Source organism: Methanobrevibacter sp. DSM 116169, assembly GCF_046197865.1.
Taxonomy (GTDB): Archaea; Methanobacteriota; Methanobacteria; order Methanobacteriales; family Methanobacteriaceae; genus JAHKLT01.
Genome location: NZ_CP166990.1, coordinates 674,438 through 695,052 on the forward strand (window position 1 = coordinate 674,438; position 20,615 = coordinate 695,052).

16 protein-coding genes are annotated in these 20,615 nt (G+C 23.5%); 14 read left to right on the forward strand and 2 right to left on the reverse strand.

The genetic code is table 11. The features are described 5' to 3' along the window. The first annotated feature begins 70 nt into the window (after positions 1–70). From ACA134_RS03545 to ACA134_RS03585, 9 genes are all read left to right on the forward strand, one after another. Positions 71–8,074 (forward strand): amino acid adenylation domain-containing protein, encoded by an 8,004-nt coding sequence (locus tag ACA134_RS03545; RefSeq protein WP_409200806.1) that lies wholly within the window; start codon positions 71–73, stop codon positions 8,072–8,074. 9 nt (positions 8,075–8,083) lie between these two features. Further along, positions 8,084–9,838 carry an MATE family efflux transporter gene (locus ACA134_RS03550; protein WP_409200807.1) on the forward strand — a complete coding sequence of 585 codons (1,755 nt, stop codon included), beginning with the start codon at positions 8,084–8,086 and terminating at the stop codon, positions 9,836–9,838. A gap of 5 nt (positions 9,839–9,843) precedes the next feature. Continuing rightward, complete coding sequence (locus tag ACA134_RS03555) at positions 9,844–10,446, forward strand: hypothetical protein (RefSeq protein ID WP_409200808.1); 603 nt, start codon at positions 9,844–9,846, stop codon at positions 10,444–10,446. A 92-nt stretch (positions 10,447–10,538) separates the two neighbouring features. Beyond that, complete coding sequence (locus ACA134_RS03560) at positions 10,539–10,922, forward strand: hypothetical protein (protein WP_409200809.1); 384 nt, start codon at positions 10,539–10,541, stop codon at positions 10,920–10,922. Then, entirely contained in the window at positions 10,919–11,281 is a 363-nt protein-coding gene (locus ACA134_RS03565) for a hypothetical protein (protein ID WP_409200810.1), read from the forward strand. Before ACA134_RS03560 ends, ACA134_RS03565 begins: the two co-directional genes overlap by 4 nt. 205 nt (positions 11,282–11,486) lie before the next feature. Next, positions 11,487–11,843 carry a hypothetical protein gene (locus tag ACA134_RS03570; protein ID WP_409200811.1) on the forward strand — a complete coding sequence of 119 codons (357 nt, stop codon included), beginning with the start codon at positions 11,487–11,489 and terminating at the stop codon, positions 11,841–11,843. A 157-nt stretch (positions 11,844–12,000) separates the two neighbouring features. Beyond that, on the forward strand, positions 12,001–13,437 hold the full coding sequence (locus ACA134_RS03575; protein ID WP_409200812.1) for an ATP-binding protein: 1,437 nt from the start codon (positions 12,001–12,003) through the stop codon (positions 13,435–13,437). A gap of 209 nt (positions 13,438–13,646) precedes the next feature. Then, positions 13,647–14,030 (forward strand): hypothetical protein, encoded by a 384-nt coding sequence (locus tag ACA134_RS03580; protein ID WP_409200813.1) that lies wholly within the window; start codon positions 13,647–13,649, stop codon positions 14,028–14,030. Then, entirely contained in the window at positions 14,027–14,389 is a 363-nt protein-coding gene (locus tag ACA134_RS03585) for a hypothetical protein (RefSeq protein WP_409200814.1), read from the forward strand. Before ACA134_RS03580 ends, ACA134_RS03585 begins: the two co-directional genes overlap by 4 nt. A gap of 26 nt (positions 14,390–14,415) precedes the next feature. Here the strand turns inward: ACA134_RS03585 and ACA134_RS03590 are convergent, their stop codons facing one another. Further along, positions 14,416–15,165 (reverse strand): hypothetical protein, encoded by a 750-nt coding sequence (locus ACA134_RS03590; RefSeq protein WP_409200815.1) that lies wholly within the window; start codon positions 15,163–15,165, stop codon positions 14,416–14,418. A 91-nt stretch (positions 15,166–15,256) separates the two neighbouring features. Here ACA134_RS03590 and ACA134_RS03595 point away from each other — a divergent pair, with 91 nt between their 5' ends. The 4 genes from ACA134_RS03595 (at position 15,257) to tgtA (ending at position 19,810) form a co-directional block, all read left to right on the forward strand. After that, the gene (locus ACA134_RS03595) at positions 15,257–15,994 is read left to right on the forward strand and encodes a hypothetical protein (protein WP_409200816.1); all 738 of its coding nucleotides are present in this window, start codon (positions 15,257–15,259) and stop codon (positions 15,992–15,994) included. A gap of 11 nt (positions 15,995–16,005) precedes the next feature. Next, positions 16,006–17,226, forward strand: coding sequence for an MnmC family methyltransferase (locus tag ACA134_RS03600; protein WP_409200817.1), 1,221 nt, complete (start codon positions 16,006–16,008; stop codon positions 17,224–17,226). Next, positions 17,223–17,690: a hypothetical protein gene (locus tag ACA134_RS03605; RefSeq protein WP_409200818.1), complete on the forward strand. Its 468-nt coding sequence runs from the start codon at positions 17,223–17,225 to the stop codon at positions 17,688–17,690. The genes ACA134_RS03600 and ACA134_RS03605 overlap by 4 nt, the downstream gene beginning before the upstream one ends. A gap of 143 nt (positions 17,691–17,833) precedes the next feature. Continuing rightward, a complete protein-coding gene (tgtA, locus tag ACA134_RS03610; protein ID WP_409200819.1) occupies positions 17,834–19,810 on the forward strand; it encodes a tRNA guanosine(15) transglycosylase TgtA in 1,977 nt (658 codons plus the stop codon). 8 nt (positions 19,811–19,818) lie between these two features. Here tgtA and ACA134_RS03615 read toward each other — a convergent pair whose 3' ends face one another. Next, positions 19,819–20,034, reverse strand: a complete 216-nt coding sequence (locus ACA134_RS03615; protein WP_409200820.1) for a hypothetical protein — start codon at positions 20,032–20,034, stop codon at positions 19,819–19,821. 91 nt (positions 20,035–20,125) lie between these two features. On the opposite strand from ACA134_RS03615, the gene ACA134_RS03620 reads away from it, so the two are divergent. Continuing rightward, the gene (locus ACA134_RS03620; protein ID WP_409200821.1) at positions 20,126–20,578 is read left to right on the forward strand and encodes a hypothetical protein; all 453 of its coding nucleotides are present in this window, start codon (positions 20,126–20,128) and stop codon (positions 20,576–20,578) included. Positions 20,579–20,615: the final 37 nt, after the last annotated feature.

Here is a 20,615-nt window from a genome sequence, read left to right on the forward strand (position 1 = left end):
TAATTTTTACAATAAAAATATATGTTTTAAATTTAAAATATTTATTAAAAGTATTTGGGGGTATTTTTTTTTGAAAAGTTTTGATTTATCTAGTTCTCAAAAGCGAACTTTAATAACACAGATAAAAAAACCAGAAAGTAAAACATATTGGCTTACTTTTAAAGCAGATTATTCAATTGAGGATTTAAATTACATTAAAAAATCTTTAAACATTCTAATAAGTGGTAATTTAAATTTAAGAATTGGTAAAAGAGATAATTCTACTTTTTATCAATATCATACACAAGAAGCTAAAAAATACGAAATCATTGATTTATCTAAAATAAATATGAGCCTTAATGATTTTATTATTGATTATTATGATAATTTCACATTTTCTATTTTTGATGAAGCTCTTTATAGAATATTTATTTTAAAAGATGCAAATAAATGTCATGTAGTTTTTTTTATGCACCATATTTTAATTGATGGAACATCAGCTACTATTTTTGCAAAAAACCTAAGTAATTGTGTTGATTCATTAAAAAATAATAAAAAATTCGAATTTAATAATCAAGATTATTCTTCATATGTTGAAAAAGAAAAAGAATATTTAAAATCTAATGATGCAAAAAAAGATAAAGAATTTTGGATTAATAATTTAAAAGATTATAATTCTAGTTTTTATGAATTTGAAGATTCATCTGTTGGATATTTTGAGAAGACCCTTGAAGATGATTTAATTGAAAAATCAAAAGATTTCTCAAAAATATGTAATACAAACATTTCCCCTTTTATCTTAGCACTTTCTGCTGTTTCTTTGTATTTTTTCAAATCAACTGATTACACGCAAATGGTTTGGAACTCATCATATCATGGTAGAAATTTTGGTGAAGAATTTAATGATGCTATTGGCATGTTTGTTAATATGCTTCCTCTTAAACTTGATTTTGATGAAAATAAAACTTTTAAAGAATACTTAATTTATACAAAAGAAATTTTAAAAAAAGGTCTATCTCATGGTAAGCTATCTTTTGATAAATATTCTGCTGATTTACAAAAAAATGATCTTAATCCAGCTAAACTTTCAATGTTTTCAATAGTTTCTAATTCTATTGGAGATATTAAAAACTTCCAAATGTTAGATATTAGACAAGAAACAGAATTTCCATTTCATATAAGAATAAATAAATCTTGTGATGATGCAAACGGCCTTCAAAATCTTCTATTTGAATATAATAAAAATTACATGTCTTCTAATGAGATTAAAAAAATAGCTGATGGGATTATAGGTCTTTTAAATCAATTAACAGAAGATTCTTCTAAAAAACTTAATAGCTATGTTGTAAGTGATAATGAATTTTTTAAAGGAGAAAAGTTTTTTAAAGATTTAATTAATGATTTTGATGATGTATCTATTATTCCAAATGATATAAATAATCAAAATAATGATTTTGAACTTGAAAATACTTTTAAATCAATAAATAAAACAGAAATTTCTAGGTTTTCTAAAAATAAAAATATATCTAATGAAGAGCTATTTTTATCTAGTACATTATTTAATATGTCTAAATTTGTCTTCTCAAAAGATATTTTAATTTCATCAATTTTTAATAGAAACATTAAAAATAATACCTTTTTAAATGATTTTAATGAGTTACCTTTTGGATTAAAGATTAATACAGATAATTCTGTTGAAGAATATCTAAATCTAATTAAAGATAAATTAAATTCTATTAATTATGCTAATTATCCTTTAACTAATGAGAAAACAAATGATTTTGATTCTAAGTTTTTATTTAACTTCTTTTCTTTAGAAAATAATGAAATAAATCATATGATTAGTAATTCTGATTTTTCAATTTCTATTAAAGAAGATTTAGATGAATATGTTATTATTGCAAGTTATAATAAAAAATTATATTCAAAAGATATAGTTAATACATTTCTCGATTCACTTATACTATTAACCAAAGATTTTATAAGTAATCCTAAGAAAACCTTAAAAAATATTAGCATATCAAAAAATAACAATCATTTAAACGATTTTAAAATAGAATTAAAAGATGAAGCTATTATATCAAAACTTTTAGAAAATAAGGTTTTAAATAATAAAGATAAGATTATTTTATATTCTAATGATGATGGACTGACTTTTAATGAGTTAAATGAAAAATCAAATAAAATAGCTAATGGATTAATTAAAAAAGGAGTTAAAATTGAAGATAAAATTCCTTTTATAATGAAAAGAGATAGTAATCTTATTTGTACTGTTTTTGGAATTATTAAATCTGGTGCTTGTGCTATTCCAATCGATCCAAAATATCCTGAAGAGAGAATTAATCAAATTTTAGAAGATTCAAATGCTAAATATATTATAAATAATTTAAATAATGATGATTTTTCTTTTAAAAATTCTATAGAATTCAATGAATTAATTAAAGAAGAAAACACTAAAAATCCTGATATTTCTTTAAAACCAGATAATTTATGTTTCATGATTTATACATCAGGTTCTACAGGACGTCCTAAAGGAGTAATGTTAACACATTCTGGAATTACAAATTATATAAATAATAATGCTTTAAATTGTCCAATTGATGGACTTATTAAAAACGTTACTAAATTTATTTCTATTTCTACAGTTTCATTTATTGTATTTTTCAGAGAAATATTTGCAACAATTTTAAATGAAGTTCCAGTTATTTTTGCAGATGAAGAACAATCAATTAATCCTTATGAATTTGTAAAATTAGCTAAAAAATATGATGCAGATGGATTTGGATCTACTCCTACAAGATTATTAGAATATTTAGAAATTAAAGAATTTCAAGATGTTTTAGATAATTTTAAATATTTAATTGTAGGAGGAGAAGGTTTTCCTTCAAATTTATACACTTTACTTAGAAAATACACTGATGCATTAATTTACAATTCTTATGGTCCAACAGAAGTTACAATAGCATCTCATGGTAAACTTCTTAAAAATGATACAATCTCTGCAGGTTGGCCCATGTTAAATGTTGTAGATAATATTATGGATATAGATGGAAATCCTTTACCTTCTAATGTGATTGGTGAGCTATATGTTGGTGGTGCAGGAATAGCTAAAGGTTACCTGAACAATGATAAATTAACTAAAAAATCCTTTTTAAAAATTGATGATATTCCTTTTTATAATACTGGAGATTTTGCAAAAAGAGATAATAAAGGAGAATTATTTGTTCTAGGCCGTAGTGATAATCAAGTTAAAATTCGGGGTTTAAGAATTGAATTAGAAGATATCGAAAATACAATAAGTTCCTACGATGGTGTTAATGCATCTGTTGTTATTGCAAAAGATATTCATGGTGAAAAACAACTTTGCGGATATTTTACAGAATTTAATGCATCAGTTTCTATTGATGATTTAAGGGATTATTTATTTAAAAAATTACCTAAATATATGGTTCCACCTTATTTAATCAAATTAGATAAGTTTCCCAAAACCCCTAATGGAAAAACAGATTTTAAAAACTTACCAGAACCGTCACTTGATGATGCTTTTAATGAAAAACTTATTAAACCTGAAACAGAATATGAAAAAGGAATTTTTGATTTAGTTAGTGAAATTCTTGAAACTGATTCTTTTGGTATAAATTCAGATTTATTTAGTTTAGGACTTAGTTCTTTATCAATTATTAGGTTAATTTCTAAAATTTCAGATAAATATGATATAAATATTCCTCTTGCAAATTTAATGGATTCTAATACTATTAAAGAAATTGCAAAAGAGCTTGAAAAATATGCTAAAGATGATAATGATTTTATAACAGATAGTAATAAAGATTTTTATCCTTTAACTCAAAATCAATTAGGAGTTTATTTTGATTGTATTAAAAAACCAAATGAATTAAATTATAATCTTCCAAAATTAATTAGATTTAATAAAGATATTGATAGTAAAAAACTTAAAGATTCAATAGTTGAAACTATAAATAAACATCCTTATTTAAAAACTAGATTATTATCAAAAGACGCTGATATATATCAAGAAGAAATAAAAAACATTGATTTTAATAAACTTATAGAAATTGAAAAAATAGATAAATCAATTTCTCAAGATGAAATAAATAATTTTATAAAACCTTTTTCATTATTTGATGGGCCATTAATTAGATTTAAAATATATGATACACCTGAAGCTCCAGTTTTACTTGCTGATTTTCATCATATAATTTTAGATGGTACTTCTTTAAATATTCTCTTTAATGATATTGGAAAAGTTTATGATGGGCTTAATGTTATAAGTGAGAAGTTTAATGGATTTGATTATAGTTTATATGAAGAAAATATTGAATTAATTGATATTTATAAAGATAGTGAAAAATATTTTGAAAAACAAATTGCTGATTTTGATAATGCTTCAATTATCTCACCTGATTTAGATGGACTAGAAGAAGATGGTGTAGTTCAAGAAAAACATAAATTTTTATCAAAAGAAAAAATAGATAATTTGTCTAAAGACCTTAATATATCTCAAAATAATATATTTTTATCTGCAACAGCTATCTCATTAAGTAAATTTATTTATAATAAAGATCTTTTAATATCTACAGTTTCAAGTGGTAGAAGCAATCCTAAATTTTCAAATACTTTAGCTATGATGGTTAAAACATTACCATTAGTATTAAAAATCGATTCATCAAAAACTATTTTAGAATTTTTCAAATATGTTAATGAAAATTGGTTAAATGTCTTTAAATATGATGTTTATCCATTTACTAAAATATCAGCTAAATATGATATATTTCCTGACTTTTTTTATGCATATCATGGAAAAATTATTGAAGAAGTAAAAATTAATGGGGAAAAATTCCAAAGAGAAAGCCTAGATTCTGATTCTTTAAAATTTAAACTAAGTATTAATGTAGTTGAAATAAATAATCAATACAAAGTTTCTCTGCAATATAATGATGCTCTATATTCTGATAAATTAACTAATCTATTTTTAGATAGTATTGATGTTGTTTTAAATAAATTTTTATCATTTAATAAAGATGAGTTTGAAAATAAATTTATTAAAGATCTCTCTATTGTTGAAGATGATTTTAAAGGAGATCAAGACTTTAAAAATTCTATTCAAGAAATTGAAGAGCATTTATTAAATAAACAATTTGAAAATCAAGTTAATCTTCATAAAAATGATTTAGCATTAATTGCAACTGATGGTGAATTTACATACGACATGCTAAATAAAAAAGCAAATATTATAGCTAATAATCTTATTGAAAACGGAGTTAAAAAAGATGATACTGTAATGTTTATTCTTAAAAGAGATAGTAGATTAATTTCTACAATTTTAGGAATATTAAAAACAGGAGCAGCATTTATTTCAATCGACCCAGAATATCCTGAAGATAGAATTGAGCATGTTTTTAATGATAGCTCTGCTAAATTTGTTATAACTCACAAAGGTAATGATTTAAAAGGTGCATTAGATATAGATGAGCTATTACAAGAAAATAAAACAAGTAATCCTAATCCTAACCTGTCAAAAGACGATGTAGCGTATATTATTTATACATCAGGTTCAACCGGTCTTCCAAAAGGGGTCATGCTCTCTCATGGTAATTTAATAAATTATTGTTATCCTGCACCTCAAAATAATTATATTTATGATTTAATTCAAAAAGGAAATCGTGCTGTTTCAATTACAACTGTGGCTTTTGATATTTTTATTCATGAAGTCTTTTCTACTCTTTTAAATGGTTTAACTTTAGTTTTTGCAAATGAAGAAGAATCTAAAAACCCTTTAGCTCTTGTTGATTTGATGAAAAACACAAATGTTGATGTAATAAGTGGAACACCATCTAGGATATTACAATATTTAGAAATAGATGAATTTAGAGAAGTTATGAAAAACTGTGCTATGGTATTTATTGGGGGAGAACAGTTTTCACCTACTCTTTATAATTCAATTGAGGGATGTTTAGGTAAAAATTTAAAAGATTATAAAGAATCTGGAATTTATAATGTATATGGTCCTACTGAGATAACAATATCTTCTAATATGAAGCCATTAGAATCTCCTAAAAATATTTCTGTTGGTAAAACTCTTTTTAATGTTTATGAAAAGGTTATGGATGAAGATGCAAATCCATTACCTAATGGAATTGTAGGAGAATTATATATTGCTGGTGAAGGTGTTTCTAAAGGATATATTAATAGGGAAAAATTAAACAAAGAAAGATATGTTACTATTAATGATATTCTTTACTATAAATCTGGAGATTTTGGAAAATTTGAAGATAATGGTGAAGTTGTTATTTTAGGAAGATTAGATAATCAGATTAAACTTAGAGGATTAAGAATAGAAATTGGTGAAATTGAAAATGCAATTTCTAAATATGATGGAATTAATAAAATTGTTGTTGTAGTTAAAAAAGTTAAAGGAAATGATCATTTATGTGCTTATTTCACAGTTGATGATAATATTAAATCCTATGATAAAGATTATTCAATTAATATTGATGATTTAAAATCTAAAATATCTAAAACACTTGTTCCTTATATGGTTCCAACAATTTACACTGAATTAGAGAAATTTCCTCAAACTTTAAATGGAAAAATTGATATTAAAAATCTACCAGAGGTAGAAATTCAATGGGATTATATAGCTCCTGAAAATGATACTGAAGCACTTTTTGCATCTATTTTTGAAGATATTCTGAATATTGAAGAAGTTGGAGTAACTGATAACTTTTTTGAGTTGGGAGGAACTTCACTCCTTGTTACAAAAATTGTATTAGAATCATCTAAAAATGATTTTGAACTAAAATATGCTGATGTATTCCAAAATCCTACTCCAAGATTACTTGCTAATCATATATTAAATTCAAATCAAGATAAAAATCTCACACCAGAAGCTGATTATGATTATAGTAAAATAAATGATATTTTAAAAGAAAATACAATGAATAACTTTTTAAAAGGATCAAAAACTGAAATTGGTAATGTTTTACTAACAGGTGCTACAGGATTTTTCGGAATACATGTTTTAAAAGAATTTTTAGAATCTGAAAAAGGTAATATTTATTGTATGCTTAGAAAAACTGAGTTAACCTCATCAGAAGATCGTTTAAAAATATTATTATTTTATTATTTCAGTAATAACTATGAAGAACTATTTGGTTCTAGAATTCATATTATTGAAGGAGATATTACAAATCCTGATGATTTTACAAAAGCCTTATCATTTGATATTGATACTGTAATTAATTGTGCTGCTAATGTAAAACACTTCTCATCAGGAACAGATATTGAAGATATTAATATTGGTGGAGTAAAAAATTGTCTAGATTTTGTAAAAGCAAAAGATTGTAAATTTATTCAAATTTCAACAACAAGTGTTGCAGGAGAAAGTATTAATAATTTTCCTCCAGAAGATTTGGATTTTAATGAAAAAACACTTTATGAAGGTCAAGTTTTAGATAATAAATATTTAAGCAGTAAATTTTTAGCTGAAAGGGAAATTCTTGAAAAGGTTGTTGATGATGGAATTGATGCTAAGATAATGAGAGTGGGTAATTTAATGGCAAGGTCTTCTGATAGCGAATTTCAAATCAATTTTAAATCTAATGGATTTGTAAATAGACTTAAAGCTTTTAATACTATTGGAAAAATGTCTTATAATTTACTTTCATCTCCAACTGAACTTACACCTATTGATGTAGTTGCAAAAGCTGTTTTAGCTTTATCATCTACTCCTAAAAACTCAATTATTTTCCATGTTTATAATAGTCATGTAGTTTTCTTCTCAGATATTTTAGATATAATGACATCTCAAGGATTTAAAATAGAAGCAGTAGAAAACGCCGAATATGAAAAAGCATTCCAAGAAGCTAAAGATGATAAAACTAAAGAAAAAGGAATATCTGGTTTACTTACAGCTGTTGGTATGGGTAAATCAAAAAACAGAGGACTTGTAAAAGTTTCAAATGATTTTACTGTACAAGTTCTTTATAGATTAGGAGTTCATTGGCCTTTAGTAGATAAGGAATATCTTAATATGTTTATAAAACATTTAGATGAGTTAAATTTCTTTGAATATTAACGTGATAATATGGAAACTTATAAAAGACGATATGATTTATTAAATGAAAAATTTAAAGAATTTTTCTTACCTACATTATTTATGTCACTTGCAATGAATATTTCTACATTTGTAGATGGTTTAATTGTAAGTTTTACTTTAGGTTCAATTAATTTATCTGTTATTCAGGTAGTTTTACCAATAATTACATTTATTAATTTACTTTATTGGATGATAGGTCTTGGAGGATCTCTATTAAGTTCAATTTCTAAAACAGAATATAAAACAGAAGATAGTGATTTGTATTTTACACTTTCACTAGCTTTACTTGTAATTATAGGGATAATCATCTCAGCTATTTGTTTTTTTAATATGGATGCGGTTGTTAATTTATTATGTCATGATAGTTCTATAATTCCATCTGTTAAAGAATTTTTAAGCTATCTTTTAATTTCTTTTCCATTTTTATCTTTTATAATGTGTATTTCATACTTTATAAGAGCTGATGGAAAACCAAATTTATCTTTTAAAGCATTACTTATTGCAAATATTGTTAATTTAATTTTTGATTTAGTATTTATTTTGGTCTTAGGAATGGATGTAGGTGGTGCAGCTCTTGCTACAAGTCTTGGTTATATTATTGGATCTATATTCATTAGTCAGTATTTTGTAAATAAAGAAAGAACTCTTCATTTTATATCACCTATGAAGTTTAAATTCACTAAAATATTAAAATTTTATAAAAATATTATCTATTCAGGTTTTCCTGGAGCATCAAGCCAGCTATTTTTAACTATTAAAGTATTATTTTTTAATACAATTATTGCTATGGTAATAGGAGCACCAGGACTTGTTGCATTTTCAATATGTTATAACTCATTATATATTTTATATATTTTCTTAATTGGAACATCACAATCTATGCTTCCAATTGTATCTGTATATTATAAAGAAAAAGACTACTCAGGTGTTAAACACACAATATTTAAAGCATTAAAAATAGTCTTATCATCAAGTCTTATTTTAGCTACATTATTCATAATCTGTCCTGATATTTTAACCACTCTTTATTCAGTTAAAGGTGCAATAAATATAGAAGTTACAAAAAATGCAATTAGATTATTTTCAATAAGTTACTTAGGAACTGCTATTACATTTTTATATATATTTTACCTGCAATCTATTCAAAAAAATTTATATTCCTTTTTAATTTCACTTTTACAAGGATTAGTATTCCCATTATCATTTGCATATATTCTATCTTCATTTTTAGGAATTAATGGAATCTGGTTATCATTTTCTATTGCAGAGATAGCTACAATTTTAATTATTTTAATATCTGTAATATATATTAATAAAAAACATAAATGTAAAATCTCTAATATTTTCATGATTCCAAAAAATAAAGAAGAAGAATTTTTAGATTTAACAGTTAAAAATAATAAAAAAGATATAATTAATTTATCAGAGAAATTAATTGACTTTACAAAAAGTAAAGGTGTAAATGATAAAGAATCTAAATTAATTGGTCTTGCATTAGAAGAAATGCTTTTAAATATTATAGAAAACAATTCAAAAGTTAAAAATATAGATTTAATTGTGAGAATTAATAAGGATTCTATAATATTATCTATAAAAGATCAAGGTAAAGAATTTAATCCAGCTATATATAAAACAGGTGATGATTCATTTGATAATATTTCAGTTTTACAAAAAATAGCTAGTGATATTAGCTATTCTAGAGTTATAGGTTTAAATAATACAGTTATTACAATTAATAGGTAATTAATATGGGTAAAAAAACTAAAATTTTTATAATAATTATTTTAATACTAGCTATTTCAGTATTTTTATTAAATACAATAGAAAAAACAGAATCTTTTGATGATAAATACAATTTAGATGTTCCTATATCAAGTAACTTTATAAAAAATGAATCTCAAGGAATTCCTTATTTTATAGATTACACAAATCAAATTGGAACAGCTTATATTGAAATAAATTCTATAGAAGAGTTATTAGCTACTAAAGCTTTTAAAGAATATTTAGAAAATCAAGAAGAAAAAATAATTATTAACAATACAACTATTTATAAAATAAATTTTCATGAACTATTAAATGAAACAGAATATAATGATACAGTTCCAACATTAGAAACATTAGGAATATTTAAATACATTTATATTTCAGTAAATGATTATAATGGAATTTTTATTATTGTTGGTTCTTTTGATGCAGATAAAACAATTAAATTATCACAATCTATTGATGTAAATGAAAATTATAAAAATTTAAACTATGAAAAGTTGTTAAACAATACTACTGGTGAGTTAAAAGATGGACTGAGTAGTATTTCAAATTCTGTTGAAAATTCACTTAAATCTTTGTATTAATTTTTTTTAGTTAAAAAGCACAAATGTGCTTTTGCACACTTCATATAGTTGTAAATACTAGAAAAAACATATTATGATTAGGAGTTGTTTTAATGCTAAAAAACATACAAAATACAACAATTAAAGAAACCACTAGAGAACAATCAGCTCTTTTAAAAAAAGAACTTCCAAATTTTACTTTTAAAAATGAAAATATTTTATTTGACTATTTAGAAGATAATATGGAATTATATCCAATTTTAATTAAATCAAAATCAATTATAAGAAAATATTTTAAGGATAATGATTTAGTTCTAGAATATTATATTGACCCTGAGATTCCAAGCTTAAATTGTATATTTATTACTATTTTAATTACTAAAAATGTTGATGTAAGTTTAGCTATGGATGATATTCATAAAATCGACATTGAAATGGCAAATTTATATAAAGGCAATGATGATGGAAGAATTATTGCAAAAATTGATTTTACATGAATTCATTTGATGGTAAAGACTTTATTCATGTTGCAAAAAGTCTTTCAAAAATTAATAAAGAAAGTTATATTAGATCTTCAGCTGGAAGGTATTATTATTCAATTTTTTGGATAACTAGAAAATATATAGAATCTGAGTGTGGCCTATACTTAAATAAAAATAATATTCATTCTGAGATACCTAAGTTTTTTAAAGATGAATTTTATAAAAAGAATGGAATTCATAGGCCACTAATAAGATTAAGAAATTTAAGAAATCATGCAGATTATGATTCATATTCTTTTGATTTGAATTTAATCAAATCAATTGATGATGATTATAATCATATTCTTAATGAAATTAAAAAGCTAGTTAAATAATATTTAAAAATGGATTTATATTAATCCTAATTTTTTTTAATAATTGTAATTACACTTAAAATGTGTAAAAGATTATATTTTAGAAATTAAACTTATTTATTTTAATTTTAGTTAAAAAGCATATATGTGCTTTTGCACACTTCATATAGTTGTAAATACTAGAAAAAACACAATATTATTTAAGAATTTTTGGAGTTGTTTTAAAATGCTAAAAAATACTACTGAAAGATCAACTCTTTTAAAAAAAGAACTTATTGATTTTAATTTTAAAAATAAAGAAGTTTTATTAGATTATTTAGATAATAACATGGATTTATATCCAATATTAATTAAATCAGAATCAATAATTAGAAAATATTTTAAAAATAATGAATTAGTTTTGGAATATTATTTTGATCCGGAATCTTCAAGTTTAAATTGCATATTTATTAATATTTTAATTACTAAAGATGTTGATGTAAGTTTAGCTATGAGTGATATTCATAAAATAGATAAAGAAATGGATGATTTATCTACAACTAATAATTATGGAAAAATTATTGCAAAAATTGATTTTACATGAATTCATTGATATTTAAAAATGGATTTGTATAAATCCTAATTTTTTTTAATAATTTTTCTTACACAAAAAAATAAGTAAAAACATAGTTTTTTTACACATAAAAAAAAGTAAATATTTATATTAGTTTACATAAATTTATAATTAGGAATGATTTTACATGTTTTTAGATGAGAATTTAACACCTTATATTTATGCTCAACAAAGAGATATTCACACAAAATTAAAAAAAATAGAAAATTTCAATCATAGAGATGAATATTATAAAATAAAGGATTATTTAGATGATTTTATAGAAAATAACATAGAAAATAGATTTTTAGTAATGCCAGGTCTTCGAGGTGTTGGAAAAACTACAATAGTTCTTCAATTATATGATTATTTATTAAATCAAAAAAATATTAATAAAGATAATATTTTATACTTGTCAATGGATAAATTAACTGCATATTTTCAAACAGATTTATTAAAAACTGTAGATTTATTTTTAAAAGAAGTACACAAAACTGATCAAGTTTATTTAAATGAAAAAATATTCATATTCGTCGATGAAGCACATTTTGATAAAAAATGGGCAATTGCAGGTAAAATAATCTATGATACAACAAATAATATATTTTTAGTTTGTACTGGTTCATCAGCTATAGATTTAGAAATTAATGCTGATGTTGCAAGAAGAATTAGTAAAGAACAAATATTTCCAAACAATTTTGAAGATTATTTACTATTAAAAAAAAATACTTCTTTAAACTATAATTTTAGTAAAAAACTACAAGAATTAATTTATTTTGGTCAAGATTATATAAACGAAGCTATTCAATGTGAAAAAAAGGTATATGATAAATTTAATTTAATAAATAATAACCCTAAAATTGAATTTGAAAATTTTCTAAAATATGGAGGTTTTCCTTCAACTATAAATTTTAATGAAGAAGAATCTTATAAGAAAATATTAACAATTGTGGAAGATATTATTTTAAAAGATATTCCTTCTATACAATCTTTAAATTCATCTACAATAGAGTTGGCACGACAAATAATATTATATATAGCTCTTCAAAAACAAGAAGGAACATCAAATCAAAAAATAGCTGATTATTTATCTATTTCTGCAAGTTCAGTACGAGAAATATTAGGAATTTTAGAGAAAACTCAATTAATCTTTAATGTTAAACCTTTCGGAGGCCCAGGTAAAATCATAAGAAAACCATGGGTTTATTATTTTTTGTCTCCATCAATTAAAGCTTCAATGAATTTTGAAATAGCTAGATACAATCTTAATGATAAAAAATGCTTAGGGGAACTAGCAGAAAATTTAGTAGCTAGTTCATTATATAAAATGTCTAAAACAACTTTTAAATTTATGGGATTATTTTATCTGCCAAAAAAAGGCATGGCTGATTTTTTAATTAAAACAAAGCTTGATGATTTAGTTCCAATTGAATTAGGTATTGGTAATAAAACTAAAAGTCAATTAATAAAAACTATGGATAAATATGACTCTGAATATGGTATTTTAGTATCTTCTAGATATGAAAGAATTAAAAAAGAAGATGATATTATTCATATTCCTTTAATGAGCTTTGGATTTATCTAAAAAATATTTTTAACTTATTATATCTTTTATTTCAAGTGATTCCATAACTATTGTTAAATTTTTTATATTATTTCTTTTATTAATTTTCTTATAAAATTATAAATTTAGACTTTTTAGTTAAAAAGCACAAATGTGCTTTTGCACACTTCATATACTTGTAAATACTAGAAAAAATACAATATAATTTAAGAATTTAGGAGTTGTATTAAATGCTAAAAAACATACAAAACACTACAATTAAAGAAACTACTACTGAACCCTCAACTCTTTTTAAAAAAGAACTTATTAATTTTAATTTTAAAAATAAAGAAGTTTTATTAGATTATTTAGACAATAACACAGAATTATATCCTATATTGATTAAATCAGAATCAATAATAAGAAAATATTTTAAAAATAATGATTTAGTTTTGGAATATTATTTTGATCCTGAATTTTCAAGTTTAAATTGTGTTCTTATAAATATTATAATTTCCCAGAATGATGATGTAGCATTAGCTATGGATGATATTCATAAAATTGATATAGAAATGGTTGATTTATACAAAAATAGTAAAAGTCATAGAATTATTACAAATATTGATTGGGCATGAATTCATTTGATGGTAAGGACTTTATTTATGTTGCAAAAAGTCTTTCAAAAATTAATAAGGAAAGTTATATAAGGTCTGCAGCTGGAAGATATTATTATTCAATTTTTTGGATTGCTCGAAAATATATAGAATCTGAGTGTGGTATATATTTAAATAAGAATAATGTTCATTCAGAAATTATTGAATTTTTTAAAGATGATTTTTTTAAAAAAACAGGAATTAGTGAATCATTAAATAGATTAAGAATCATAAGAAATCATGCTGATTATGGTTCATATCATTTTAATAAAGATTTAATTGAATCAATAAATAAAAATTATAATCATATTCTTAATGAAATTAAAAAATTAATAAAATAAATTTAAGTAAATTAATTAAAATTTACTTAATTAATTGTTACATTATGTGTATAGATTGGTTCTCCACCAAAATCTGATGAAACTTCTATAACTGCTTTTGAAGGTATTTTACTTCCATAATAATATGCTGAAAATTCATATACTCCGGGTTTAACATTATTTTGTGTAAATCCATATGTTTTTGATAAAGAAACTCCATTTTCATCAAAAAATTCAACTTGAACAGTTAAATAACTAAATTCTTTATCTGTATGTAAATTTCCTTTAAATTCTCCTGATGTGGACCCATATTCTGTTTTAATGTTTGAATTAATATTATCAACACTAATTGCATTTGAACTTGTTGACATATCAATAGCACCAAATGCAACTGATCCTATTAATACGATAAATATTATAGCTACAGTTGCAACAGGCAATAATAAAAACATTTTATTATCTTCTTGTTCTTCATCAGATTCCATATTGGCTACAAATCCTAAAATACCTGCAACAATAAGACAAATCGCACCATAAATTCCATACAAGTAAATAGCTATAAATATTCCAATTCCTGATACTATAAATTGCACAGAACCCATTTTCATATTTTTACTAAAGATTAAAACTCCCACAATAGCTAATATGCTCATTATTAAAGCTAAAAGACCATTCCAAACAAGATCTGTACTTAATACAGATAATCTAATAGCATCAATTCCTCCTATTATTCCTAAAATAATACCTAAAATAGCTATTATTATTGAAATAGTTTTCATATTCACATCAATTTGCATTTATTCACCTTTTAAAATTTTTATATATAATTAATTTATATGGGTAATTTATTTATTTATAAATAACTAAAATAATTTTAAGTGATAAAAAATGGAAAAAAGAAATATAATTATTGTTGTAATTGTTTTAATTTTAGCTATTGCGGTTGCTGTTACAGGATTTTTTTTAATTAATCAAGCAAAAATAGTATCTTTTGATGATAAATTTTCTATGGAAGTTCCAGCATCAGCAGAATTTATAAGAAATGGTTCATCAGAAGATGTTGTATCATTTAAGGATTTAAAAAATGAAATATTTGTATCATATATAGAAACAAATTCTCTTACTAATATATTTGCAGCAGGTCTTTTAAAGAAGATGTTTGAAACTCAAGAAGTATTACATCCGGAAGATACAGGAATTTTGCATAATACTACATTTTATAGGGTTCATTTAGAAAATTTCTCTGATTATGAATATATTGCTGTTTATAATCCATCGGGAATATATATTATTGTTGGTTCTAATGATATTAATCAATTAGTAGATTTAATGAAGTCTATTAAGTTAACATCAGTCTTAAATAATAATGAAACTAATTCTACATTTGAAACAGTTGTAAGTTATGTTGATACTAATGATTCTAAAAATAATAATGAATCTATGGAAGATTTAGATGATGAATTTGATATTGATAATTATGATCATCCTGATTATGATTATCATTATTATGAACCAGAAACATCTTATCCTTCTACAGAACCTGACACTTCATCTGAATCAGGATCTAATGAAGTAATAACAATTTTACCATTCTTTAATAAAATTTTAACTGCATTTATATTTTAAAAATAGATAAAATGTCTTACAAAGAAGAATCAAGAGTAATCAATGAAAATATTTTCGATTTAGTTAATCAATTAGCTAAAAAAGAAAGAGAAACACAAGATAAAACATATAGAAATAATTTTTTCAATGAAAATAAAGATTATTTTGTCTTAACAGAAGATAATTCATATTCAATTAAATCTAAAGAAATAAACAATAAAATAGAAACTTTACACACTAAAACTGGAGCTATTAGTGAATCTTTTGAAAAATTCATAAAACCTCTAAAATTAGATTATAGCAATGACATAGCTATTTTAGATATTTGTGGTGGTTTAGGTTATAATTCATCAGCTGCAATAGCTAACTTTCAAGAAAACTCTAATAAAAATCTAAAAATTGATTTAATTGAAATATCTAAATCAACTCTAGCTTGTGGACTTTTTACACCTTCACCAATAGAAGCTCACAACATTACTAAAAAAACAATAGAAAATGAACTTATAAATCAAAATTATCTAACTTTAAACTTAGAACCGACTAAAATCCCTGAAAACATAGATTTTAATATTTTTACAGATGATGCAAGAAAAACAGTACAAAACTTAAAAGATACTACTTACGATGCAATTTTTCTTGATCCCTTCTCACAAAATATGTCACCAGAGTTGTTCAGTACAGACTTTTTTAAACATTTAAGAAGAATCATTAAAGATAATGGGATTGTTGCAACATATACTTCATCAGCACCAGTTCGAAATGCATTTATTGAAGCAAACTTTCATATAGGTCAAGGTCCAATTTTTGGTCGCAAACAAGGTGGAACTATAGCTAGTCCAAATCCAGAAATGTTAAATCTTTCATTACCTAAAAATGATGAAATTAGAATAGCTTTATCTGATGTATCAACTACTTTTAAAGATCCAAATTTAAACTTCTCATCGAATGAAATTTTAATTAATAGGGCAAATGAAAGAGAGAAGGTAAGACACAACACTAAAATCTCATCAGCTGTTAAATCACCAATTTTTTTAACTAAAGATTTAAAAGAAGATGAAAAACTTAAAAGAAGAGTTGAAAGAAATTTAATTAAAATGAACATACCTTCAACAACGTCTAAAGAAGCTTTTTATATTTTAGAACCAGAAAATACTTATCAAAATACACAAAATAGGACCAACAACTCTCGTTTAAGAATTTTAGAAATGGAAAAAAGACTTAATAAAGTTAAAAATAAGGAGATTATATTATGATATCACCAAAAGAAAATTATGAAATTTTTATGGATAATTTAATGTATTTATATGATTTTAGAAAAACACATGATGAAATTATAATTAAAATTCAAGATATTGACAACTACATTTCTAAGTTTCATAAAACTTTTAATAATACATGGGAAGAAATTAAAGAGGATTTTAATATAGTTTTACATAATGAATCTCCTAAAGATCCAATCACTGGAGATACAATAAACATAAATAAAGAAATTAAAAATAACATCATAAAATTAGCTGAAAATATAACTCTAAATTTAAAAAATACTTATGAATTTGCAAAAAAAGATATCTCCTCAGACAATGATATTTTACTAGATGATCATCTAAGAGACATAATAAGTATTAATAATCTCATAGTAGATATTAGAGAGGATTTAAATTCGTTTAATAAATATGATTTTGATTTTAAACTTAATCAATTAAAAAGTTTAAATTAAATGACTTAAAAAAATTAAATTCATTTAATAATTTATTTCAATTCTATATTTTGTTTTTAATTTAAAATTTTAATTAATTTTTAAGAAAAGATTATATATATTCAATCTATATTATATTTTAAGTAAAATTTAGGAAAATAAAAATGTTTGAAATAAAAGCTAAAGATAATAGGGGAAGAGTCGGAACTTTAAAAACAAATCATGGAACTATTAAAACACCTGCCTTAATGCCTGTTATCCATCCTAGAAAGCAAGTAATTGATGTTGGAAAATATGGTGCAGATATTGTTATAACTAATGCATATCTTATTTATAAAGATGAAAATTTAAAACAAGAGGCTATTGATAATGGTTTACATGATTTAATAAACTTTCAAGGACCTGTAATGACTGATTCTGGTTCTTTCCAGCTATCTGTTTATGGTGATGTTGAAATATCTAATAAAGAAGTTATTGAATTTCAAGAACTTATTGGAACTGATATTGGAACAAGTTTAGATATTCCAACTGCTCCTTATGTAGACAGAGAACTTGCAGAAAAAGATTTAGAAATTACTCTAAAACGAGCTAAAGAAGCAATTGATTTTAAAAATGAAAATAATTATAAAATGAAGTTAAATTCAGTTGTTCAAGGATCAACATTTAAAGATTTAAGATCATACTGTGCAGAAGAACTTACAAAACTTGAAGCTGATTTATATCCTATTGGTGCTGTTGTTCCTTTAATGGAATCTTATAATTATTCTGATTTAGTTGATGTTGTAATGAATTCAGTTAAAGCATTACCTGATTCAAAACCAAGACATTTAATGGGTGCAGGTCATCCTATGGTTTTTGCACTTGCAGTAGCTATGGGTTGTGATCTTTTTGATTCAGCTGCTTATATTTTATATGCAGAAGATGATAGATTTTTATCAACTAGAGGAACATATAAACTAGAAAATCTTATGGAAATGCCCTGCTCATGTGAGGTGTGTACAAATTACACACCAGATGATTTAAGAGCTATGGATAAAAAAGAAAGGAGAGATTTAATAGCTAAACATAACTTATTAACATCTTTTGCAGAAATTAAAAGAATTAGACAAGCTATTTATGAAGGCAGTTTAATGGAACTTGTTGAAGAGCGTTGTAGAGTTCACCCTAATCTTTTAGATGCTTGTAGAACTTTGGGCGTTTATTCAAATGACTTGGAAAAGTATGATCCTAGAGTTAAAAAATCTGCATTCTTTTATACTGGTCCAGAATCATTAAACAGACCTGAGATAAAAAGACATTTAGATAAACTTAGGTTATATGATAAAAAAAGGGATTTGGTAATTTTACCTCCAACTAGAAAACCTTATTCTAAATATATTGGTGGAAGATTAGGTGATTTTTATATTTATGGTAGTCAAATGGAAATAGACTTAGATAACACAGATTTTATGGTTTTAGATGTTCCATTTGGTTTAATTCCAGTTGAATTAGATGATGTTTACCCATTAGGTCAAAATGAATCTCCACGAATATATGATATGAATGCAATAGAGTTTGTTGGAGATGTTATATCAGAATTTACAGAATTTTACTCTCAAACTTTAATTCACTCTAAAATTATTGATAAATTTGAAATAGGTTTATATAATATTCATCCAGATTCTCATGATATTAAATTTAAAAAAGATGATATTAAGAAAATTAAAGCTATAGCTAATTATCAATTTGGTGAGGAAATGGGTGAAGCTTTATTTAGTGGAGATATAAAAATCGAAAAAAGTAAAAAAACTGGTAAAATAAGACATATTTATTCAGGTAATGAACTTATAGCTAATATGAGAGCATCAGATAGCTATTTTGTCTTATCAACTGAAGGTGCTAAAAGATTACATAATGCATCAAAATTCCCAAATAATAGAGTAATTGTTAATGAAGATTCTGAACCTTTTACAAGAGAAGGTAAAAGTGTTTTTGCAAAGTTTGTTGTAGATGTAGATAAAAATATTAGATCAAATGATGAAGTATTGCTAGTTAATGAAGATGATGAACTTTTAGCTTATGGAAAATCATTACTTTCATATAATGAGATTATGGACTTTAATACTGGTCAAGCTATTAAAAATAGAAAAGGAATAAAATAAATTTAATTTTAATTTTCTTTTTCTTTTTTATCTAAAAGCTTTGATGTATAGAATATTAAAGCTGCAAATATTAAAAAGAAGGCAACTGTACTTATAATTAATGATGAATTTACCACTCCAGTATTAATATACATCATAACTATTAAATAAATAAAAAACACTATAGCTATTATAAATACAGCACTTGCAAACCACATTAATTTTTTCTTATTTTTTACATCCATTTTTTAAACCCCTTGCATTAATTGTATTAACTATAATAAACATATTATAAATTACTTATGATTTATTTTTAAATAAATAGGGTTTTAAAATATGAATAAAAAAGCTTTAATTTTAATAATTTTAATCGTTGCCTCAACTTTACCATTAGCTTCAGCAATAAACATCAACACTATTTCTGAAGGTTCATTATATGATTATTTTATTATTGATAGGCTAAATTCTCAAAATGATACATATCAAGAAACTAGTAATACTTTTGGGACTTTCACTTTAACTAAATTCAATGATTCAAATAAAGCTAATGAATTATTAAATAATTTAACTAATCTTAAAGGTATTTCAAGTAAAAATAGTACTGGAACTTTTAAAGTCGATAAACTTAATTTAAATTCAGATAATATAAACTATAATTACATACAATATGAAGATGGTGATTCTATTGTTGAGATAGGTCATTTTAAATATAAAAATCATTATTATGTTTATGAAAGTTCTGGTGAGGAGTTTATAACTCCAGACTTCTTTATTTATAAATTAAAATAGTTTTAATCATTTAATTATTAAATAGCTATTATTTTTT